Genomic DNA, 21,222 nt, shown 5'->3' with positions numbered 1-21,222 from the left:
CCCGCTCATGAGCCCCCACACCTTCCCGCTCGGCCCACCCCCGTACCCCCTGGGCGAACCGCTCGTCCGGCGGGAGGGCCGGGAGAAAGTCACCGGAGCCGCCCGTTACGCGGCCGAACACACCCCGCCCGGCTGCGCCTACGGCTGGCCGGTCGCCGCGGGCGTCCCGCGCGGCCGGGTCGCCGCCGTGGACACCGCGGAGGCGCTCGCGCTGCCCGGTGTGATCACGGTGCTCACGCACGAGAACGCGCCCCGGCTGGCCGCCGCCGAGGACCCGACCCTGTCGGTGCTCCAGGAGGACCGGGTGCCGCACCGCGGCTGGTACGTGGCGCTCGCCGTCGCCGACACCCTCGAAACGGCGCGGGCGGCCGCCGAGGCCGTCCGGGTGACGTACGAGACCGACGACGGCGCCGACGTCCTGCTGCGGGCCGACCACCCGCGGCTGTACGAGCCGGAGGAGGTCAACGGCGGTTATCCGGGGACGCGGGAACGCGGCGACTTCGAGGGGGCGTTCGCCGCCGCGCCGGTCACCGTGGACGCGACCTACCACGTGCCCCCGCTGCACAACCACCCGATGGAACCGCACGCCTCGACCGCGCACTGGAGCGAGGGGCATCTGACGGTCCACGACTCGAACCAGGGGGCCACCAAGACGTGTGAGGAACTGGCCGCCCTCTTCAAGCTCGACAAGAGCGAGATCACCGTCGTCTCGGAACACGTCGGCGGCGGCTTCGGCTCCAAGGGGACGCCGCGGCCGCAGGTCGTCCTGGCCGTGATGGCCGCGCGCCACACCGGGCGGCCGGTCAAGGTCTCCGTGCCGCGCCGGGAGATGCCCGACGTCGTCGGCCACCGCGCCCCGACGATCCAGCGGGTGCGGCTGGGCGCCGGCAGCGACGGCGTGATCACCGCGCTGTCCCACGAGAGCGCCACCCACACCTCCACCGTCACCGAGTTCGTCGAGCAGGCCGCGGTGCCGGCCCGCGTCATGTACGCCGCGCCGAACAGCCGCACCGTGCACCGCGTCGTCCCGCTCGACGTACCGACCCCCTCGTGGATGCGCGCCCCGGGCGAGTGCCCCGGCATGTACGCCCTGGAGTCCGCCATGGACGAACTCGCCGTCCGGCTGGGCATCGACCCGATCGAACTGCGGATGCGCAACGAACCGGACACCGAGCCGGACAGTGACCGGGCCTTCAGCAGCCGGCACCTCGTGGGCTGTCTGCGCGACGGTGCCGAGCGGTTCGGCTGGTCGTCGCGCGACCCGCGCCCCGGCGTGCGCCGCGAGGGCGATCTGCTGCTCGGCACCGGTGTGGCCGCGTCCACCTACCCCGTCCTGATCGTCGGTTCCGACGCCGAGGCGCACGCCGACCGCGACGGCACCTTCCGGATCCGGGTGAACGCCACCGACATCGGCACCGGCGCCCGTACCGTCCTCGCGCAGATCGCCGCCGGCGCGCTGATGGCCCCGGAGGACCGGGTCCGGGTCGAGATCGGCAACAGCGATCTGCCGCCCGCGATGCTGGCCGGCGGCTCGGCCGGCACCGGCTCGTGGGGCTGGGTGGTCCACAAGGCGTGCACGGCGCTGCGGGCCCGGCTGCGGGACCACGTCGGGCCGCTCCCGGCCGACGGCTTCACGGTCGCCGCCGACACCCGCCAGGAGACCTCCGAACGGTCCCCGTACGCCCGGCACTCGTTCGGTGCCACGTTCGCCGAGGTGCAGGTCGACACGGTCACCGGCGAGATCCGGGTGCGCCGCCTGACGGGCGTGTTCGCGACCGGCCGCATCCTGAACCCCCGTACCGCGCGCTCCCAGTTCATCGGCGGGATGACCATGGGGCTGGGCATGGCGCTCACCGAGGGCAGCGAGGTGGACCCGGAGTTCGGCGGCTTCGCCGGGTGCGATCTGGCCGGCTACCACGTGCCGGCCTGCGCCGACGCGCCGCGGATCGAGGCGTACTGGGTCGAGGAGGAGGATCCGCACCTCAACCCCATGGGCAGCAAGGGCATCGGCGAGATCGGCATCGTGGGCACCGCGGCGGCCGTCACCAACGCCGTGTGGCACGCGACTGGAGTAAGGCTGCGCGACATTCCGCTCACCCCGGACAAGGTGCTGCCCCACTTGTGAGCGGGTCGTATCAGGTGAGCGCCGAGGAGCCCGGTGGCCGCTGAGCTGTTGCGGGCCCCCGGTGGGCGGGCCAGCATGACAATGACCCATACGTACCAGATGCTCACTCTTCGTGTTCGGGGTTCGTTGGTCCAACGAGGTGAAGGACGTGAGCCTCTCGCGGTGAGGAGCCACGACATGAGACTTCCCAGCGACCGGCACTACACGGTCGAACTGCATGCTTCGGCGGAGCGCGTGCCGCAGATCCAGCGGATTCTTGCCGCGCACCTGAGGTATTGGGACCTCGAGCTCCATATCCCGCCCGTATGCCGGGGAGTCGCGGAACTCCTGACCAACGTCCATCGCCACATCGGCCCGGAGGCCCGCTGCGTCGTCGAACTCCGCTGGTCCGGCCGCAATCTGACGGCCTCCGTCGCCGACGAGGGCCCGCGGCTGCCGAAGCTGCGGAGCGCCGCCGGCGGCGGGCTCTCCCGGGTCGCCGCGCTCAGCGACAGCTGGGGCACCTGCGGCACCCCCGACGGCAAGGTCATCTGGTTCACCCGGCGCGTCGAGGCGACCCGCAAGACGCGGCTGGCCGGCCGTGTCCCGCTGCGCAGCGTGCCCGACGAGAAGGGCCGGCCGGCGGTCCCCCGGTCCTACCGGCCGAGCCGCTCGCCGAGCCCGCCCGCCTCGCCTGATACGTCCGCGACAGGACGGGGTCACGGTCACCGAACCCGGCGAGGCGTCCGCCACGGCGTGACCCGGCACGCCTCGCCCACCGGCCGATATCCGCCCCCGCGACGGCAGTTGAGCCGGACGCCGGCCGTCCGCTGCGGTTACGATCGCGGCATGGCAACGGCCCGGAGCCTCAACGGCGCGCGACGGCACCGCCCTTCGGCGGTCCCGTTCCCGCTGCTGTGGCTGGCCGCGCTGCTGCTCGGCGTGCTCGTCGCCCACGGTGCGCGGGCGGAGAGCCCCGAGGGCCATCCGGTGAGCGCCGTTCCGGTCGCGGCCTCCGCGGCCGCCGGCCCCGGCGCCTGGCTCGCCCCCGAGGACGCCGGGCCCGCGGAGCACCGGCACGACCCCGGCGGCCACCACTCCGACGAGCTCTGCCTCGCCGGCCAGCCCCAGCAGGGCGGCCCGGTGGCGCCCCCGTGTGCCCGCCCGCTGACCGGCCCGGCCCGGCCCGCGCCGGTACCGGTCCGCTGCGGCCGTCTTCCCGGCACCCCGTCCGCCCTATCGCCGCCGAGCGGCACCCCCGTCTCCGTGGTGCAGCAGGTCTAGATTCCGGCCACTTCCGGACCCAGCCCTGCCGTTCCCGCCTGCCCGCGGCCCTGAGCGCCCGCTCCGGCCGCGTCGCGGCGGCAGCCCTACGGAGGCCCCGTGCCCTGCCGCGCCCTCGTCCCGTTCCGCCTGCCGACCTCCCGCACGCGGTCCCGCACACCGTCCCCCGCACCGCCCCGCGTTCCGCTCCGGCTGACACCACTGGTGCTGCTGTGCGTCGGCCTGCTGTCGGTGCTTTTCCCCTGTGCCACCGGTGTGGGCGGGCACCACCATGCGGCCGGTCCCCGGGCGGTCGCCGCCGCGCCGGGACCGTCCGTGCCCCTGGTGGCCCGGCCGCCGGCGGAAGCGGGGGAGGGCGGCGGGCACGCGGCCGACACGTGCCTGCCGGGGCCGTCCGGTCAGGTCCCCCAGGGACGTACCGCCGCGGGCGCGCCGACGGCCGCCGCGCTGCCCGGTGTCCTCGGGAGAGCGCTGTGCGCGGCGGGCGCCCAACCGGCCACCGCGGAACGGGCGGACGCCCGGCCCGGGACGGAGCGGGGCGGCCGGGCGACCCTGCACGCCCTGTGCCGGTGCCGGAGATAGGAGCCCGTGGCCGCGCCGGCCTCCCGTGCCGGCGCGGGACGAGCGTCCCTGTCCTCCGCACACCGAACGCGAGTGAGTCATGCACCCTCTTCCCACGACCACCGGCCACGGACTCCACGGCCACCCCGAACCCGGACCCGCGGCCCGGGTCCCGATCCCCGCCCCGGCCCGCGCGTGGAGCCCGGCCGCCCCCGCCGCCGGCATCCCCGGCCTGGTGGGCAACACCCCCGTGCTGTACGTCTCCGAGCCGCTCACCCCGCCCGGCCGCGGCTTCTGGGCCAAGCTCGAAGGCCGCAACCCGGGCGGCATCAAGGACCGGCCGGGCCTGCACATGGTCGAACGCGCCCGGGCCCGCGGCGAGTTGCGGCCCGGCGCCCGGATCATCGAATCCACCAGCGGCACCCTCGGCCTCGGCCTGGCGCTCGCCGGAATGGTCCACGGCCACCCGGTCAGCCTGGTCACCGACCCCGGTCTGGAACCCTCGATGACCCGGCTGCTGACCGCCTACGGCGCACACGTCGAGCTGGTCGCCGAACCGCATCCCACCGGCGGCTGGCAGCAGGCCCGCCGCGACCGGGTCGCCCAACTGCTCGCCACCCACCCCGGCTCCTGGTGCCCCGACCAGTACCACAACCCCGACAACACCACCGCCTACCTGCCGCTCGCCCTCGAACTCGCCGGCCAGCTGGGCCACATCGACGTCCTGGTGTGCAGCGTGGGCACCGGCGGGCACTCCGCCGGCGTCTCCCGGGTCCTGCGCCAGCTCTACCCGGACCTGCGGCTGGTCGGCGTCGACACCATCGGCTCGACCATCTTCGGCCAGCCCGCCCGGCCCCGGCTGATGCGCGGGCTGGGCTCCAGCATCCACCCGCGCAACGTCGCCTACGACCAGTTCAGCGAGGTGCACTGGGTCGCACCGGGCGAGGCGGTGTGGACCTGCCGCAAGCTGGCCTCCTCGCACTACGCCACCGGCGGCTGGAGCGTCGGCGCGGTGGCGCTGGTCGCCGGCTGGCTCGCCCGGACCGAGCCGCCCGGCACCCGTATCGCGGCCGTCTTCCCGGACGGACCGCAGCGCTATCTGAGCACGGTCTACGACGACGAGTACTGCGCGGCCCACGGGCTGCTCGACGCCCCGCCGGCGGACGGGCCCCAGACGCTGCACCGGCCGGGGGAACGGGAGGTGACGGCCTGGAGCCGGTGCACCGCGGTCGTCGATCCGCTCGGCGGGCTGCCCGGGGCGCCGGAGGTGGTCCGGTGAAGGGCACGCTCGCCCAGCTGCGTTCCTACGAGCGCAGCGCCCAGCTGCTGATGGTCAATCAGTTCACCATCAACCTGGGCTTCTACATGCTGATGCCCTATCTGGCCGCGCATCTGTCCGGGACGCTCGGACTGGCCGGCTGGCTGGTCGGACTGGTGCTGGGGGTACGCAACTTCAGCCAGCAGGGGATGTTCCTGGTCGGCGGCACACTGGCCGACCGGTTCGGCTACAAGCCGCTGATCGTGGCCGGCTGCGTGCTGCGCACGCTGGGCTTCGCGACCCTCGGACTGGTGGACTCGCTGCCCGCGCTGCTCGCGGCCTCCGCGGCGACCGGGCTGGCCGGGGCGCTGTTCAACCCGGCGGTCCGGGCGTACCTGGCGGCGGCGACGGGGGACCGCAGGCTGGAGGCGTTCGCCCTCTTCAACGTCTTCTACCAGGCGGGGATCCTGCTCGGCCCGCTGGTCGGCATGGTGCTGACCGGAGCCGGCTTCCGGGTCACCTGCCTGGTGGCGGCGGGGGTCTTCGCGCTGCTGAGCGTCGTGCAGATCCGTGCGCTGCCGGCCCGCGGCGGCCGGGCGGAACGGGAGCGCGCCGCCGGCCGGCACACCGGTGTGCTCGCGCAGTGGCGGGGCGTCCTGGCCAACCGGCCGTTCCTGCTCTTCTCCGCCGCCATGACCGGCTCGTACGTGCTGTCCTTCCAGGTCTACCTGGCGCTGCCGCTGGAGGTGAAACGGCTGGGCGGCGAGGGCCCGTTCGGCACCGCGGCGGTGGCCGCGCTGTTCGCCGTCTCGGGGCTGAGCACGATCCTCGGGCAGACCCGGGTGACCCGCTGGTGCAGGGCCCGGATGCCGGCCGGCCGGGCGCTCGCGTGGGGCCTGCTCACCATGGCGCTGGCGTTCCTGCCCCTGCTGGCCGCCACCGCGCTGCCGGTCCCGGACGCCGGCCCCGGGCGCTGGGCGCTCGCGGCCGTCCCGCCGGCGCTGTCCGCGCTGCTGCTCGCGGTCGGCACGATGATCACCTACCCGTTCGAGATGGACACCATCGTCCGGCTGTCCGGTGACCGCCTCGTCGCCACCCATTACGGGCTCTACAACACCTTCTGCGGGATCGGGATAACCCTGGGCAACCTGCTGACCGGTGCCGCCCTGGACGCCTCCCGGTCGGCCGGACTGCCCGCACTGCCCTGGCTCGTCCTGCCCGCGCTGGGTCTGGCGTGCGGCGCGGCCCTCCTCGGTCTGCACCGCACCGGGCGGCTGACCCGCCACGGTGGCCCGGCGGTGGTGCCGGGCTGACCCACCCGGTGGCCGCCCGGATCCCGGTACGCGCCGGGCGGCCACCGGCCCAGGTCACCGAGCGGGCCCCGCGCCCCTCCCTCCCGACCGCTCCGACCAGGGAGTTCGCTGTTCGTACGGCGATCCGTCACACATGGGACACCCCCCCTTCCCTGACGCTCGTTCCTCTTGGAACACTCTGCTGACGCTGTCACCGCACAGCACCTCACACAACCGAACAGCACCGCCCCCATTCCCCAGCCCCCCCATATCGCGAGGTCCTCAGACTCATGGCTGAACTCAATCGGCGGCGATTCCTCCAGATCGCCGGTGCCACCGCGGGCGTTTCGGCGCTGTCCAGCAGCATCGCCCGGGCCGCCGCCATCCCCGCCACCCGCAGCTCCGGCTCCATCAAGGACATCGAGCACGTCGTGGTGCTCATGCAGGAGAACCGATCCTTCGACCACTACTTCGGCTCCCTGAAGGGCGTCCGGGGCTTCGGCGATCCGCGCCCGGTCATCCTGGAGAGCGGCAAGTCCGTGTGGCACCAGCCGGACGGCGACAAGGACGTCCTGCCGTACCAGCCCGACGCCGACAACCTCGGCATGCAGTTCATCGAGGGCCTCAACCACGACTGGGCCGGCGGCCACAAGGCCTGGAACAACGGCAAGTACGACAGCTGGATCCCCGCCAAGGGCACCGGCACGATGGCCTATCTGACCCGCAAGGACATCCCGTTCCACTACGCGCTGGCCGACGCGTTCACCATCTGCGACGCGTACCACTGCTCGATCATCGGGGCCACCGACCCCAACCGTTACTACATGTTCTCCGGCCACGTCGGCAACGACGGCTCCGGTGGCGGCCCGGTCCTGGGCAACGAAGAGCTCGGCTACAGCTGGACGACGTACCCGGAGCGGCTGGAGAAGGCCGGGATTTCCTGGAAGGTCTACCAGGACATCGGCGACGGCCTGGACGCCAACGGCAAGTGGGGCTGGATCGACGACGCCTACCGCGGCAACTACGGCGACAACTCGCTGCTCTTCTTCAACCAGTACCGCGACGCCAAGCCCGGCGACCCGCTCTACGACAAGGCCCGCACCGGCACCAACGCCAAGCAGGGCGACGGCTACTTCGACCGGCTCAAGGCCGACGTCAAGGCCGGCAAGCTGCCCCAGGTCTCCTGGATCGCCGCCCCCGAGGCGTTCTCCGAGCACCCCAACTGGCCCGCCAACTACGGCGCCTGGTACGTCTCCCAGGTCCTGGACGCGCTCACCTCCAACCCCGAGGTGTGGAGCAAGACCGCCCTGTTCATCACGTACGACGAGAACGACGGGTACTTCGACCACGTCGTCCCGCCCTACCCGCCGGCCTCCGCCGCACAGGGCCTGTCCACCGTGGACACCACGCTCGACTCCTTCTCCGGCAACGCCACCTACTCGGCCGGCCCCTACGGCCTCGGCCAGCGCGTGCCGATGCTCGTCGTCTCGCCCTGGAGCACCGGTGGTTACGTCTGCTCCGAGACGTTCGACCACACCTCCATCATCCGGTTCCTGGAGCGCCGCTTCGGGGTGCACGAGCCCAACATCTCGCCCTGGCGGCGGGCCATCTGCGGCGACCTGACCTCGGCCTTCGACTTCTCCCTGGAGAACACCAAGCCGGCCGCGCTGCCGGACACCGACGGCTACCAGCCGCCGGACCGGGACCGGCACGACAGCTACGTCCCCAAGCCGCCCGCCAACCCCGTGCTGCCCAAGCAGGAGCCCGGCTCCCGGCCGTCCCGCCCGCTGCGGTACGCGCCGCTGGTCGACGGCGCCGGCACCGCGTCCACCGGGCGCTTCACGCTCACCTTCAGCGCCGGCGCCCGGGCCGGCGCCTGCTTCACCGTCACCGCGGGCAACCGCACCGACGGCCCCTGGACGTACACCACGGAGGCCGGCAAGAAGATCTCCGACACCTGGAACACCGCCTACTCCAAGGGCGTCTACGACCTGTCCGTCTTCGGGCCGAACGGCTTCCTGCGCACCTTCAAGGGCGACGGCAAGAAGAAGGGCCCCGAGGTGACCGCCCGTCATGACGCGGCCACCGGGCGCCTGGTCCTCACGCTGACCAATCCCGGCAGCACGACCGCCCACCTCACCGTCACCAACGCCTACGGCGGTGCCGCGCAGACCTACCCGGTCCGCGCCGGCGCCACCGTCAAGCAGGAGATCGACCTGCGGGCGAGCAAGCGCTGGTACGACCTGTCGGTCACCTCCGACACCGACAAGGCCTTCCTGCGCCGGTTCGCCGGCCACGTCGAGAACGGCCAGGTCGGCGTCAGCGACCCGGCGATCATCACCGGCTGACGTAACACCCGACGGGGCGTCCGCGGCACACGCGGGCGCCCCGGCACGGCACCGCCCACCGGGGCGGCGTCCGGTGACGCGCGCGCCCGTACGCGCCGTGACTTGCCCTGAAGTGCGCTCCAGCTCCTAGCGTGACGTGCGGACCACAACCGGCCAGAGCGGACCGAAGGGAACCACGTGCGCTACACACTGTTCGGCAGGACCGGCCTGCGGGTGAGCGAGCTGAGCCTGGGAACGATGACGTTCGGCGAGGAATGGGGCTGGGGCACCCCCAAGGAGACCAGCGCCCGGATCCTGGACGCCTACGCCGACGCGGGCGGCAACTTCCTCGACACCGCCAACAACTACACCGAAGGCTCCTCCGAGCGGATGCTGGGGGAACTCCTGGCGGGCCGCCGGGACGCCTTCGTCCTGGCGAGCAAGTACACCTGCGTCACACGCAAGGGCGACGCGAACGCGGCGGGCAACCACCGCAAGAACCTGATCCGCTCGGTCGAGGCCAGCCTCGCGCGGCTGCGGACCGACCACCTCGACGTGCTGTGGGTGCACGCCCGGGACAACTTCACGCCGGTCGAGGAGGTCATGCGGGCGCTCGACGACGTGGTGCGGGCCGGCAAGGTGCTCTACGTCGGTGTCTCGGACTGGCCGGCCTGGGAGATCGCCCAGGCCAACACCCTCGCCGAACTGCGCGGCTGGACCGCCTTCGCGGGCTCGCAGCTGCGCTACAACCTGCTGGAGCGGACCCCGGAGCGGGAACTGCTGCCGCAGGCCCGCGCCTTCGACCTGGCCGTACTGGCCTGGGCGCCGCTGGCGGCCGGCAAGCTCACCGGCAAGTACCGCCGCGGTGAACAGGGCCGGCTCACCACGGTCGATGCCGAGGTCGTCCGTGACCACAACGTGGACGAGACCGTCGACGCGGTGCTGGAGATCGCCGAACAGGGCGGCTGGAGCCCGGCGCAGGTGGCGCTGGCCTGGCTGCGCGGCCGGCCCGGCAACATCATCCCGATCATCGGCGCCACCAAGGAGAGCCAGCTCGCCGACAACCTCGCCAGCGTCGGCGTCGAGCTGGACGCGGACGCCCGGGCCCGGCTCGACCGGGTGAGCGCGGTGCCGCTGGGCTTCCCGCACGACTTCCTCCGGGAGCCGGGCATCCTGGACACCGTCTACGGCGACCGCTGGCCGGACATCGAGGACCGGCGCTCGACCTACCGCCGTACGGCCGACGGGATCCGCTGACCGGGGTGCCTTCCGGCCCGGCCGGTGCCTGGGCCGGAAGGCGCGGTGTCGCTCGGGGCTACTTCAGGGCGCTCCGCTGCTGCCACTGCTGCCAGCTCTCCTGCCAGACCTCCAGGCCGTTGCCCACGTCGGTCTTGTTGGGGTTGGAGGTGCCCTTCACCTCGACCGTGGAGCCGATGCTCAGGAAGTCGTAGACCTTCTTGGCGTCCGAGGTGGTCATGCCGAAGCAGCCGTGGCTGTTGTTGACCACGCCGAGGGACTTGTTCCACGGGGCGGAGTGCAGGAAGGTCCCGGACGCGGTGAGGTGGGTGACCCACTGCGAGTCCAGCATCCACTCGCTGCCGTGGCCGATGGTGGCGGAGTCCATGGTCTCGGCGGCGTTCTTGCTGCGGACGGTGTGCACGCCGCCGCGGGTCGGGTCATCCGGGGAGCCGGCGGAGCCGGTGATGGTGCCGACGTTCTTGCCGTTCTCGTACATCGTCAGGCGGTGCGCCGGTACGTCGATGACGGCCTTGTGGTCGGCGCCGATGCTGAAGCCGAAGTTGTAGTCGCGGGCGAACCAGCCGCCGGCGTCGCCCGAGTTGATGCCGGACAGCGCGCCCTTCACCGAGACCTTGGTGCCGGTCGGCCAGTAGTCCTTGGGGCGCCAGTCGATCCGGTCCTTGCCGGAGTAGTCCTTGACCCAGCCCCAGGCGCCGGTGACCTTCGGCTGGGTGCTGACCTTCAGCGCCTTCTCGATCTCGGCGCGCCGGTCCTGGGATATCGGGTGGTCGAAGAGTATCGATATCGGCATGCCGGTGCCGACGGTCTGGCCGCCGCCCGGGGTGTTGGTGAGCTTGTTGATCTTGTCGGCCTTCTCGGTGCTGAAGGTCGAGCTGGCCGCGGCCTTGCGGCCCTGGTCGGAGGTGGTCCGGGTCCGTACGGTGTAGGTCGTCGCCGGCTTGACCTTGCCGTTGGAGGTCCATGACGTACCGTCACCGGACAGCCGGCCGTCGACCGTGCCGCCCTTGTCGTCCTTGACGTCGACCGAGGTCAGCTTGCCGCCGGTGGCGCGTACGGATATCGCCGAGCCGAGCTTGGCTTCCTTGCTGCCCGCGGCCGGTGTGACGGTCACCTTGGCCGGCGGTTCGTCGGCCTTCGTCGAGCCGGCGCCGCCGCCGCACGCGGTCAGCAGACCCGCCGCGGCGAGAACGGGTATCAACCGGGCGGGGTGGCGGCGGAGTGCGGCGTGCACGAGGTCCCTCCAAAGCAGAACGCTGACAGTGGCGGGGCCCGGCCCTGGAAAGGGGGGAACCGTCAAGGCTGCCCATGCACCCGCCGCCTATGCAGAGGGTGTGTCCGCTGTGGAGGTTGTCCGCCGTGCCGGAATTTCAGGACACGGTTCGATATCGAGCGGTGTGCGGCCGCGTCAGGTGGCCGGGGCCGGCGTCGCCCCGCCGCCGCTCGGATGGGACTCGTTGCCCGACGATCCGCCACCGGGGGTCGATCCGCCCGGTGTGGAGCCACCCGGTGTGGACCCGCCGGGCGTTTGGCCGCCCGTGGACGACTCGCCGCCGGTCGTGCCCTCACTGGGGACGCTCGGTGTCTCGGGCGGCGTCCCGCCCTCGGAGCTGGAGCCGCTGCCGGTACTGCTCCCCGGCGGTGACGAACCACCGGAGGGCGGCGTGCCGGGTTCCGTCGTCGGGGAGCCCGGTACGGTCTCGCCCGGTGAGGGCGGCCCGGACGGGCGCATCGAGGACGGCGGGCCGCTGGGCGTCTCCTTCGGCGGGGCCGACGGGTGGTCCCCGGTCACGCCGGACTCGCCCTTGGGCCGCTTGAACCACTGGCCGGTCTTCGGGTTGCGCAGGGTGAATTCCTGGATCTCGGAATTGGCGGGCGTGACGACGACCGAGTTGGTGGGCTGGTAGCCGGGCCAGGTCTGGCCGGTCGTCTTGGCGCCCTGCGCCAGCGGCTCCGGCTCGGTCAGCGGGTTGCCGCACTTGCAGCGCACCCGCGGCACCCCGTAGCTGTCCACCAGGACGGCGGTGCCGGCCTGCAGGACCGACTGGAAGCCGTAGGCCTTGCCGTCCTTGTAGCCGTGGTTGGTGACCCGGGTGTCGTAACCCAGTTGTACGGGCGTCATCGACCGCAGGTACGACGGGACGTCACCGGGCGCCTTGTCCAGCGCCCCGGCGAACGCCTGCCGCTTCGCCGGCTGGCTCTCCAGATACTTGATCTGCTTCTCGACGTCGCAGCTCGAGGTGTGCTCGGTGCCGCCGTAGAGGCCCGGCATCGAGCCGGGGATCTGGCTGTTGGTGCCCTGGGAGGGCTTCATGGGGCGGATCGAGGGAGCAGGGCTGGACTCGTTCGCCGTGGATGCGGTGACCGGGTTCTGGCCGGTCGAGCCGGCCGGTTCGGCGAACAGCTCGGCCGAGGCGGAGCCGCCGCCCGGCCGGGTGAGGACGATGGTCAGGATCACCGCCGCCACGACGGCCGCGGCCACGATGGCGACCCGGGGCGCGGAGCGCCACCAGGGACCGCCGCCCCCGGTTCCGCCGCCCCAGCCACCGCCCCGCCGCCGCCCCGGCCGCCCGGCGGCCGCGGCCCTTCCGGCCTGCTGGGTTGCGGCTGGGGGCGCCCGGGGCCGGAGCCCACCCGCGTCGGCTCGTGCGGGGGGACGGACGGCCGGCCCGAGAGCGGGCCGGTGGGCGGCCCGGTGGGGTGGCTGTCGGGCGGCGGTGGAGATGTCACGGGTCCCTCTTCCGGCACAGGGCCATCCGGCCACGCGGATGTGGTGCTTTTATTCCCCCTATAGGCAATTGTCTGCCTCAGGTCGGCGCGGTCCGCAAGCGGGACGACGAGGGTGCGCGCGTGCGGAAAGGGGCGTGCCTACGGTGGCGGGCACGTTCGACGGATGAGGTAATTGCGGCAGTTGTGGCAATTGCTGAACGCCGGGGAGGGTGAGGAGGCAGCGCGTGAGCCAGATCCGAGGCCCCGCCCCGGCCGGTCCCGGTCCGGTCCGCCCCGGCGGCGTACCGGCCGTCCTCCGGGGCTGGGCGCAGGCCCTCGGGGCGGCCGCCGCCGGTCTCGTGACCATGATCGTGGTCGCCGCGCTCGGCCTGTGGGCGGCCGGCGCCACGGACCTGCCGGGCGGGGCGTTCCCCTCCGTCGTCGCGGCCACCGTCGTGGTCGCCGCCGGCGGCTCGATCGGCCTGACCGGCGACGCCGGGATCATCGTCCAGGCGGACGCCGCGCTCGACGTCGTACCGCTCTCGGTCACGCTGGCCGGTGCGCTGGTCACCGCCGCCGTCTTCCTGCTGCCGCTGCGCCACCGGGCGGTGGCCGGCACCGCGGAACTGCTCGCCCGGGTCGCCCGGACGGCCGTGTGCTGGCTGGTCCTCCTGCTGCTGATCGCGCTCGCCGCCCGGCACAGCTTCCGGATCTCGGTGGGCAACGACCTCGCCGACGAGATCGGCGCCGAACTGGGCACCACCCCCACCGTCGGCTTCCGCCCCGACCTGGGCGCGACGCTGGGCTTCGGGCTGCTGTGGGTGCTGGCGGTGCTCGCGCTGGCCTTCCTGGTCTCCCGCCGTGCCCCGCTCTCCTCCCGGCTGCTGCACTACCAGGACTCGCTGCGGCCGCCCGCCTTCGCCATGGTGCTGACCCTGCTGGTCTACGTGGCGATCGCGCTGGTCATCGCCGTCATCCAGCTGATCACCGGCGACCACCCCACGGACACCCTCGCGGTGGTCTTCCTAGGGCTGCCCAACCTCGCCTGGATGGCGCTCGGCATCGGGACCGGCGGCGGCTGGACCGGACATGTCGACAAAGCCATCGGGCTGCCGCTGCCGCAGGTCGTGGACCGGGTGCTGCGCACCCACGAGCAGGGCACCCTCGACCTGGGCTCGCTCGCCGAACAGGACGGCCGCGCCTGGTGGCTGCCGGTGATCGCGGCGGTGGTCCTGCTGACCGCCGCGTTCCTGTCCGCGGTCCGCTCCCCGGCCCGGCGGCCGGCCTGGCGGCACGCCGTGGAGCTGGCGGTGGCCCTCGCGCTGACCCTGTTCGTCGTCGGCATGCTCACCCGGATCTACGCCCACTACGGGCTCTCCCTGATCGGCATCGGCGACCTCGGCGGCAACCTGGGCGGCCGGGTCACCCTGCAGCCCCAGCTCCTCCGGCTGGTGGGCGTGGGCGTCGCCTGGGGACTGGTCACCGGCTTCCTCGGCAGCCTCCTGGCCCGGGGCGTACGGCACCGCGGCGAGGTGGTGGACGACGGCCCGGGCCACCGCCCTCCGCGCCGCTAGTGCGTCCGGCCCCGGAACACCGGGGCCGCCCAGGGCGGCGGGGGCGGCGGTGCCGGGCTGCGCAGGCCGGACGGCTCCGGCTGAACGCCGGCCGCGGCACCCGTGGTGTCCACCCGGGTCGGCGGATGACTTTGCGGAACTGCCGGTTCCGCGGGGGGCGTGACGGTCCGCCCAGCCGCGCGCAGCGCCGCCACGAAGCCCCGGCAGGTCTCGTACCGGTCGTCCGGCGTCTTCGCCAGCGAGCGGGTGAAGACCGGGTCGACGGCCGGCGGCAGATCCGGCCGCAGCGTGGTGAGGACCGGCGGCGCGGCGTTCATGTGGGCCCACAGCAGCGCCATGTCGTCCTCCCGCCGGAACGGCGGCGCCCCGGTCAGCATCTCGAAGACCACACAGGCCAGGCTGTAGACGTCGCACCGGCCGTCCACCGGCCGGCCCGAGATCTGCTCGGGCGCCACGTAGTCCAGTGTGCCGACGAACTGCCCGACCCTGGTGAGCCCGGTCAGCGACAGCGACTTCTTCGTCAGCCCGAAGTCGGTCAGATAGGCGTGCTCGGGGCGGTCGCTGTCGGTCCCCTCGGCGATCAGGATGTTGCCCGGCTTGACGTCCCGGTGCACCAGGTCGTGCGCATGCGCCGCGTCCAGCGCGGAGGCCACCTGCAGCGCGATCCGGCACGTGGTCTCCAACGAGAGCGGTCCCTCCCGGGCCAGCAGCGCCGCCAGGTCCTTGCCCTGGACGTACCGCATCGCGATGTAGAGCATGCCCTCGGTCTCGCCGGCCTCGAAGACCGGCACGATGTGCGGATGGTCGATCGCCGCGGCCACCCGCGACTCGCGCGCGAACCGCTGCCGGAAGCTGTCGTTGCGGGCGAGCTCGGGCGCCAGCAGCTTCACCGCCACGGTCCGGCCGAGCCGCAGGTCCTCCGCCCGGTAGACCACCGCCATCCCGCCCCGGCCGATCTCGTCCTGCAGCAGGTACTCGGCGATCCGGCGCCCGCGCAGCCCGGACGAGTCGGGCGCGGTGGTGCGCGACCGGTCCTGCTCGTCCGGTGGGCCGTTCACCGGTACTCACCCGGCGGGGGAGTGGCCGACTGGGAGGTGGCCGGCGTCTCGTCCTCGCCGCTGCGCGACGACGGCCGGGACCCCACCGCGTACGTCTGCAACGACACCCCGTCGCAGTAGCACCACCGCTCGTGCCGGGCGTCGTACAGCCAGATCGCGTCGCCGTCCACGACCACCCCGATCCGGTTGCCCCGGGTCCGCTCGGCGAACGACTCCCCGTCCAGCTGACCGGCCGCCAGCTCCTCGACCAGCCGCCGGTAGCGGACCAGCGCACCCTCCGCCGCGCCCAGCAGCGGCCGCGGGTCCGCGGTCCGGGCGGCGGGCTGCGCGGCGGACGGCGGATCGCGCGGGATCGACAGCAGCAGCCGCCCGTCCACCCAGGCCGACCAGCCGTTGGAACACAGTGCCAGGGCCCAGTCGCCGCGCCGTTCCAGGACCTGGACCGGCAGCAGCGGATCGAGCGGCGCGCTCGGCAGGGTCGCGTCCGGGGCCGACCACGTCGCCATACCCTCCGGCGGGACGACATGGCTGGGGAGGAACACGGGGGCGGTCACAGGCGGCTCCTCGCTGCTACTCGCGCATGATCTCGGGTTCGTGCCGCCGCAGCAGCCGGGTGACCACGAAGCCCGCGACCAGCGAGAGCACCACCATCATGCCCATGTCGAGCAGCCAGACCCCGGCGGTGTGCCGGAACAGCGGGTCCGCGGTGCTGGGACCCGGCAGCAGCCGGTGCAGGTCGATGGTGCCCGCCATGGCGCCCAGCGCCCATCGCGAGGGCACCAGCCACGCCAGCTGCTCCAGTCCCGGTACGCCGTTCAGCCGGAGCAGCGCACCGCAGAACACGACCTGGACGATCGCGAGGAGGACCAGCAGCGGCATGGTGACCTCCTCCTTGCGCACCAGCGCGGACACCACCAGGCCAAGCATCATGGCGGTGAACGCCAACAGGGCGACGGCGAGGATGATTTCGATCAGGGCGGGCAGCAACACCCCCTTGCCGCCGGGCGCGTTCAGCTTCACCCCGGTCAGGGCAACCAGCGTCAGCACCACCGCCTGGACGACCGTGATCAGCCCGAGCACCAGCACCTTGGACATCAGGTACGCCGAGCGGGACAGGCCGACGGCTCTCTCCCGTTGGTAGATCGTCCGTTCCTTGACCAGTTCGCGCACCGCGTTGGCGGCGCCGGTCAGCACCGCCCCGACGCACAGGATCAGCAGGGCGTTGAGCGCGGTCTCCGGTGTGAGCGAGGACCCCGCCAGGGCGTGCGCCATCGCGCCCATCACGAACGGCAGCGCGACCATGATGATCAGGAAGGTCCGGTCCGCGGTCAGCGCCGCCGCGTACCGGCGCACCAGCGTGTGCAGCTGGCCGCCCCAGCTCTGCGGCTTGTGCGCGGCCACCGACCCGGCCGGTGCCTCCGGGGCGCGCGGCGGCTGGTGGGTGTCCATCGCGATGTAGCGCCGGTGCTGCGGCGAGGCCCGGTACGTGCCCGCCCAGTCCCGGCCCTGTTCGTTCTCGAAGGCCTCGAACGCCTCCGGCCACTGGGTGAACCCGAAGTACGGCAGCGCCTCGTCCGGCGGCCCGTAGTACGCGATGGTGCCGCCCGGCGCCAGGACCAGCAGCCGGTCGCAGACGTCCAGGCTGAGCACGCTGTGGGTGACGACGATGACCGTACGGCCGTCGTCCGCCAGGCCGCGCAGCATGTGCATCACCGACCGGTCCATCCCCGGGTCCAGCCCGGAGGTCGGCTCGTCGAGGAAGAGCAGCGACGGCTTGGTGAGCAGCTCCAGGGCCACGCTGACCCGCTTGCGCTGCCCGCCCGACAGGCTGTGGATCGGCTGGTTCACCCGGGCGTCCAGGCCGAGTTCGTGGATCACCTCGTCCACCCGGGCCTCCCGTTCGGCCTTCGCGGTGTCCTCGGGGAAGCGCAGCTGCGCCGCGTAGTTGAGCGCCCGGCGCACGGTCAGCTGCAGGTGCAGGATGTCGTCCTGCGGCACCAGCCCGATGCGCTGGCGCAGCTCGGCGTAGTCGCGGTAGAGGTCGCGGCCGTCGTAGAGCACCGTGCCGTCGTCCGCGGGGCGCAGCCCGGTCAGCGCGTTGAGCAGCGTCGACTTGCCCGCGCCGCTCGGGCCGACCACGGCGAGCAGCGTCTTCTCACCGACCGGGAAGGACACCCCGTCCAGCAGCGTCTTCTCCGGCCGCCGGCCGCCGTCGACCCGGACGCTCAGGTCCTGGACGTCCAGCGAGACCTCGCCGGTGTCGATGAACTCCTGCAGTTCGTCGCCGACCAGCGCGAACGCGGAGTGGCCGACGCCGACGATGTCGCCGGGGACCAGCGGGGCCCGGTCGACCGGCTGGCCGTTGAGGTAGGTGCCGTTGTGGCTGCCCAGGTCGACGATCTCGAAGCCTTCCGGGCCGGCCCGCAGCTCGGCGTGCCGGCGGGAGACCGACAGGTCGTCGACGACCAGGTCGTTGTCGGGCGCGCGGCCGATCCGGGTGGTCCGGGCGGCCGGGATCGGCCGTACGGAACTGGGGGCGCGGAAGGTGCGGGTGCCGGCGGGGTGCGAAACGGAGGACGGGCGCCCGACCGGCTCCGGGCGGGGCACCGGGGAGAGCACCGCGCACGGCCCGTCGGCGGGGTTCCCGAACCGGATCACACTGCCCGGTCCGACCCCGGATTCCTCGACCCGCCGCCCGTCCGCGAAGGTGCCGTTCGTACTGCCCTCGTCCCGCACCGTCCAGTGGCCCGCCTCGGCCTGCAGCACCGCGTGGTGCCAGGAGACCCGGGCGTCGCTCAGCACGACCTCGCTCTGCGGGTCCCGCCCCACGTGGTAGACCCGGCCGGGATTCATGACCTGGGTGCCGCCGTCGGACTCGACGACGAGCTCGGGCGCGGTGGGCGTCTCCGGCCGCTCAGCCATACCTGGATTTTACGGCGGAGGCCCGGGCCCCGCCCGTCCGCAGCCGTCCTCCCCATCGCCGCCCGCACCGACAAAGGCCCGGTAAGGCCGCCGCACAAAAGGGAAATTCATGCGGTGATCCCGCTTTATAAATGCCAAGGCAGGCTTTATGGGCGCTTTATGCGAGCGAACGCCGCCGGTTACTCGCGGGGAAGGCGGAAGGTCAACTAAGGTGAGCGATCCGATTGGCCGCCACCCGCAAATTCCATGGAAATGCCGGACATTGCCGCGCTGATCGAAGGAAGTCCTGCCGAACCAGGACGCAAGTGCAGCGCAGGGCTACGTGGTGTCGGCAACACCGGTCAACGTCGGCTTTGTAAGACCCAGCCGGCCCGTCCGTCCACCGGGACGTGACGGCGCCGGTCCTTCTTATTCACCTACCTCGTGAAGGCAAGGCAGAGATGGCACGAGTCTCCCGACAGCAATCCCCGCAGTTCCCGAGCCAGCAAACGCATCCGGTCGACGAGGTGCTCCCCGTCGGCAAACTCGCCCTCTACGGTTTCCAGCACGTCCTCGCCTTCTACGCGGCCGCGGTCATCGTCCCGATCCTGCTCGGGAACGCCCTGGAACTCTCCCACGAACAGCTCGTCTACCTGATCAACGCGGACCTGTTCACCTGCGGCATCGCCTCGGTCATCCAGGCTCTCGGCGTCTGGAAGATCGGCGCCAAGATGCCGCTGGTCCAGGGCGTCACCTTCACCGCCGTCTCCCCGATGATCGCCATCGGCCAGGGGGCGGGCGGCGGCACCGCGGGACTGCTCGTCGTCTACGGCGCGGTGATCACCGCCGGCATAGCGACCTTCCTCTTCGCGCCGTTCTTCAGCAAGTTGGTGAAGTACTTCCCGCCGGTCGTCATCGGCACGATCCTCACCATCATCGGCATGACGCTGATACCGCAGGCCCTGCAGGACGCGGCCGGCGGTGCGCAGTTGATCGGGAAGCCGGAGTACGGCGACCTGAAGAACCTCGGATACGCCCTGGGAACCCTGCTGTTCATCCTCGCCGTGGTCCGGATCGGCAAGCCGTACCTCAGCAGCCTGGCCGTGCTGCTCGGCCTGGTCGGCGGGACCGCGGTCGCCTGGGCCTTCGGCGATGTCGATTTCAGCGCGGTGCAGCACGCCGACTGGTTCGGGGTCAGCACGCCCTTCCACTACGGAATGCCGAAGTTCGAGCCGTTCCCCATCATCGCGATGGTCGTCGTCATGCTGATCACGATGGTGGAAACCACCGGTGACGTCTACGCCATCGGGGAGATCACGCGGAAGCGGGTGGACAACGACACGGTCGCCCGGGCGCTGCGCGCGGACGGCGTCGCGACGCTCCTCGGCGGTCTTTTCAATTCCTTCCCCTACGTGGCATTCGCCGAGAACATCGGTCTGGTGCGGATGTCCAGGGTCATGAGCCGGTTCGTCGTGGTCGCGGCCGGCGCCTTCATGATCGCCCTCGGTCTGCTGCCGAAGGTCGGCAGCCTGGTCGCCGCGATCCCGCACCCGGTGCTCGGCGGTGCGGCGATCTCCATGTTCGGCATGGTCGCCACCGTCGGCATCCAGATCCTCGGCAAGGTGGACCTGCGCGAGGAGCGCAATGCGCTGATCCTGGCGGTCAGCCTCGGCGCCGCGATGCTGCCGACCGCCGTGGCCCCGTTCTTCGAGCGGATGCCGGAGGGCGTCCGGGCCGTCCTCAACAGCGGGATCACGCTGGGCGGTCTGACCGCGATCCTGCTGAACCTGCTCTTCAACGTCTTCACCCGCCGCAACTCGGTGGAGATCGACTGGGACGAGATGGAGGACGACGGGGAGCCGGCGGACGACGCGGGGTACCCCTCGCCGGCCGACCAGGACCCGCTGGGCGCCGCCGACCCGCTGGGCTTCCCCGGCCCGGCCGCCGCCCCGTACGACCCGCAGGGCCCGGTCGCGCACTTCCCGCCCGACCCGGACCGGCACTTCCCGCCCGGCCCCCATCGCCCCCAGGGCCCGCAGCGCCCGCAGGGCCCCCAGGGCCCGCATTGGGGCACGCCGACGCATTGAGCGTGGCCGCGGACGCGCGGCGGGCGGGGAAGGGCCCATACCCCTCCCCGCCCGCCGCGCTCCCGGAGCCGTCTAGTGGGTGGTCACGGTGTTGAACGGCGGCGCCTCGCCGGCCTCGCCGATCAGCTCCCAGAAGTGGTCGGCCAGCCGGCGCAGGTACGCCGACCGTTCGGCCGCGACCTCCTTGAGGCGGGAGTCGTCGTTGCGCGCCACCAGGTGTCCCATGTAGCGCTCGGAGAACTCCGCGAACTCCGCGTGCATGGTGCGCAGCGCGTCGCTCACCCGGGTCTTGTTCAGCGTGGTGATCTCGATGACCGGACCGACGTGTGCCTTCCAGCGGCCCTCGATGGCCGACCGCAGGTGCCCGGCGAGTTCCTCGTCCCGTCCCATCACGCCGATCAGCTTCCGCAGCGACAGCCCGAGCGCCTCCACCAGGGCCTTGGTCTGGCGGTAGTCACCGTTCCACCCGTTCGCGGCCTCCGCCGCCCGGTAGGCCGCCGGGTCCATGCCGATCAGCTGGGCCAGCCGGTCCACCCCGATCTGACGGGCCATCCGGTGCTCGGCCAGGGTCCGCGGCTCGACGCCCATCAGCACGGTCGGCGGGCACCACAGGACGTCCGCGAGGACGAACAGCTGGGCCTCGGTGGGCGCCTGGGAGCCGTACTCCCAGGCCTCGATGAGCTCGGGCCGGACCGGTGCGCCGCAGGCCGTCATGGACTGGGCGACCTGAGCCGTGGTCAGGCCCACGCGGGCCCGCGCGGATCTGGCCTCTGCGGGCGAAAACGGAGTGCTGTACACGTACGGGACACC

The 21,222-nt window shown here is 72.6% G+C and carries 15 protein-coding genes; 9 read left to right on the top strand and 6 right to left on the bottom strand.

What is annotated here, in order from left to right:
* Positions 1-7: 7 nt before the first annotated feature.
* The 7 genes from OJ254_RS29520 to OJ254_RS29490 all read left to right on the top strand — a co-directional run bounded on the left by OJ254_RS29520 (position 8) and on the right by OJ254_RS29490 (position 10,083).
* On the top strand, positions 8-2,125 hold the full coding sequence (locus tag OJ254_RS29520; protein ID WP_265364829.1) for a xanthine dehydrogenase family protein molybdopterin-binding subunit: 2,118 nt from the start codon (positions 8-10) through the stop codon (positions 2,123-2,125).
* Positions 2,126-2,302: 177 nt separating this feature from the next.
* Positions 2,303-3,388: an ATP-binding protein gene (locus tag OJ254_RS31825; protein WP_423835984.1), complete on the top strand. Its 1,086-nt coding sequence runs from the start codon at positions 2,303-2,305 to the stop codon at positions 3,386-3,388.
* A gap of 99 nt (positions 3,389-3,487) precedes the next feature.
* Complete coding sequence (locus tag OJ254_RS29510; protein WP_265364828.1) at positions 3,488-3,970, top strand: hypothetical protein; 483 nt, start codon at positions 3,488-3,490, stop codon at positions 3,968-3,970.
* A 79-nt stretch (positions 3,971-4,049) separates the two neighbouring features.
* Positions 4,050-5,228 (top strand): PLP-dependent cysteine synthase family protein, encoded by a 1,179-nt coding sequence (locus tag OJ254_RS29505; protein ID WP_265364827.1) that lies wholly within the window; start codon positions 4,050-4,052, stop codon positions 5,226-5,228.
* Positions 5,225-6,520, top strand: a complete 1,296-nt coding sequence (locus OJ254_RS29500) for an MFS transporter (RefSeq protein WP_265364826.1) — start codon at positions 5,225-5,227, stop codon at positions 6,518-6,520. The genes OJ254_RS29505 and OJ254_RS29500 overlap by 4 nt, the downstream gene beginning before the upstream one ends.
* A 269-nt stretch (positions 6,521-6,789) precedes the next feature.
* Positions 6,790-8,847, top strand: a complete 2,058-nt coding sequence (locus OJ254_RS29495) for a phosphocholine-specific phospholipase C (RefSeq protein ID WP_265364825.1) — start codon at positions 6,790-6,792, stop codon at positions 8,845-8,847.
* Between the two features lie 177 nt (positions 8,848-9,024).
* Positions 9,025-10,083 carry an aldo/keto reductase gene (locus tag OJ254_RS29490; protein ID WP_265364824.1) on the top strand — a complete coding sequence of 353 codons (1,059 nt, stop codon included), beginning with the start codon at positions 9,025-9,027 and terminating at the stop codon, positions 10,081-10,083.
* 58 nt (positions 10,084-10,141) lie between these two features.
* Here OJ254_RS29490 and OJ254_RS29485 read toward each other — a convergent pair whose 3' ends face one another.
* On the bottom strand, positions 10,142-11,317 hold the full coding sequence (locus tag OJ254_RS29485) for a L,D-transpeptidase (protein WP_265364823.1): 1,176 nt from the start codon (positions 11,315-11,317) through the stop codon (positions 10,142-10,144).
* A gap of 174 nt (positions 11,318-11,491) precedes the next feature.
* Positions 11,492-12,565: a DUF6777 domain-containing protein gene (locus OJ254_RS29480; RefSeq protein ID WP_265364822.1), complete on the bottom strand. Its 1,074-nt coding sequence runs from the start codon at positions 12,563-12,565 to the stop codon at positions 11,492-11,494.
* Positions 12,566-13,037: 472 nt separating this feature from the next.
* On the opposite strand from OJ254_RS29480, the gene OJ254_RS29475 reads away from it, so the two are divergent.
* The gene (locus OJ254_RS29475; protein WP_265364821.1) at positions 13,038-14,366 is read left to right on the top strand and encodes a streptophobe family protein; all 1,329 of its coding nucleotides are present in this window, start codon (positions 13,038-13,040) and stop codon (positions 14,364-14,366) included.
* On the opposite strand, the gene OJ254_RS29470 is transcribed toward OJ254_RS29475, so the two are convergent.
* The 3 genes from OJ254_RS29470 to OJ254_RS29460 are packed head-to-tail and all read right to left on the bottom strand — an operon-like array spanning position 14,363 to position 18,346.
* A complete protein-coding gene (locus OJ254_RS29470; protein WP_423835983.1) occupies positions 14,363-15,424 on the bottom strand; it encodes a serine/threonine-protein kinase in 1,062 nt (353 codons plus the stop codon). The genes OJ254_RS29475 and OJ254_RS29470 overlap by 4 nt on opposite strands.
* A complete protein-coding gene (locus OJ254_RS29465; RefSeq protein ID WP_341483753.1) occupies positions 15,421-15,978 on the bottom strand; it encodes a hypothetical protein in 558 nt (185 codons plus the stop codon). The genes OJ254_RS29470 and OJ254_RS29465 overlap by 4 nt, the downstream gene beginning before the upstream one ends.
* A 16-nt stretch (positions 15,979-15,994) precedes the next feature.
* Positions 15,995-18,346 (bottom strand): ABC transporter ATP-binding protein/permease, encoded by a 2,352-nt coding sequence (locus OJ254_RS29460; RefSeq protein WP_265364820.1) that lies wholly within the window; start codon positions 18,344-18,346, stop codon positions 15,995-15,997.
* 440 nt (positions 18,347-18,786) lie between these two features.
* Between OJ254_RS29460 and OJ254_RS29455 the strand changes: the two genes are divergently transcribed.
* Positions 18,787-20,412 (top strand): solute carrier family 23 protein, encoded by a 1,626-nt coding sequence (locus tag OJ254_RS29455; protein WP_265364819.1) that lies wholly within the window; start codon positions 18,787-18,789, stop codon positions 20,410-20,412.
* Between the two features lie 72 nt (positions 20,413-20,484).
* Here the strand turns inward: OJ254_RS29455 and OJ254_RS29450 are convergent, their stop codons facing one another.
* On the bottom strand, positions 20,485-21,126 hold the full coding sequence (locus OJ254_RS29450; protein ID WP_265365362.1) for a transcriptional regulator: 642 nt from the start codon (positions 21,124-21,126) through the stop codon (positions 20,485-20,487).
* Positions 21,127-21,222: the final 96 nt, after the last annotated feature.

Origin of the sequence: Streptomyces endophytica, assembly GCF_026153355.1 — a bacterium.
In the GTDB taxonomy this organism is placed as follows: domain Bacteria; phylum Actinomycetota; class Actinomycetes; order Streptomycetales; family Streptomycetaceae; genus Streptomyces; species Streptomyces endophytica.
Note: the sequence above shows the minus strand (reverse complement) of the source record. Positions and strands in the feature narration are given on the sequence as shown.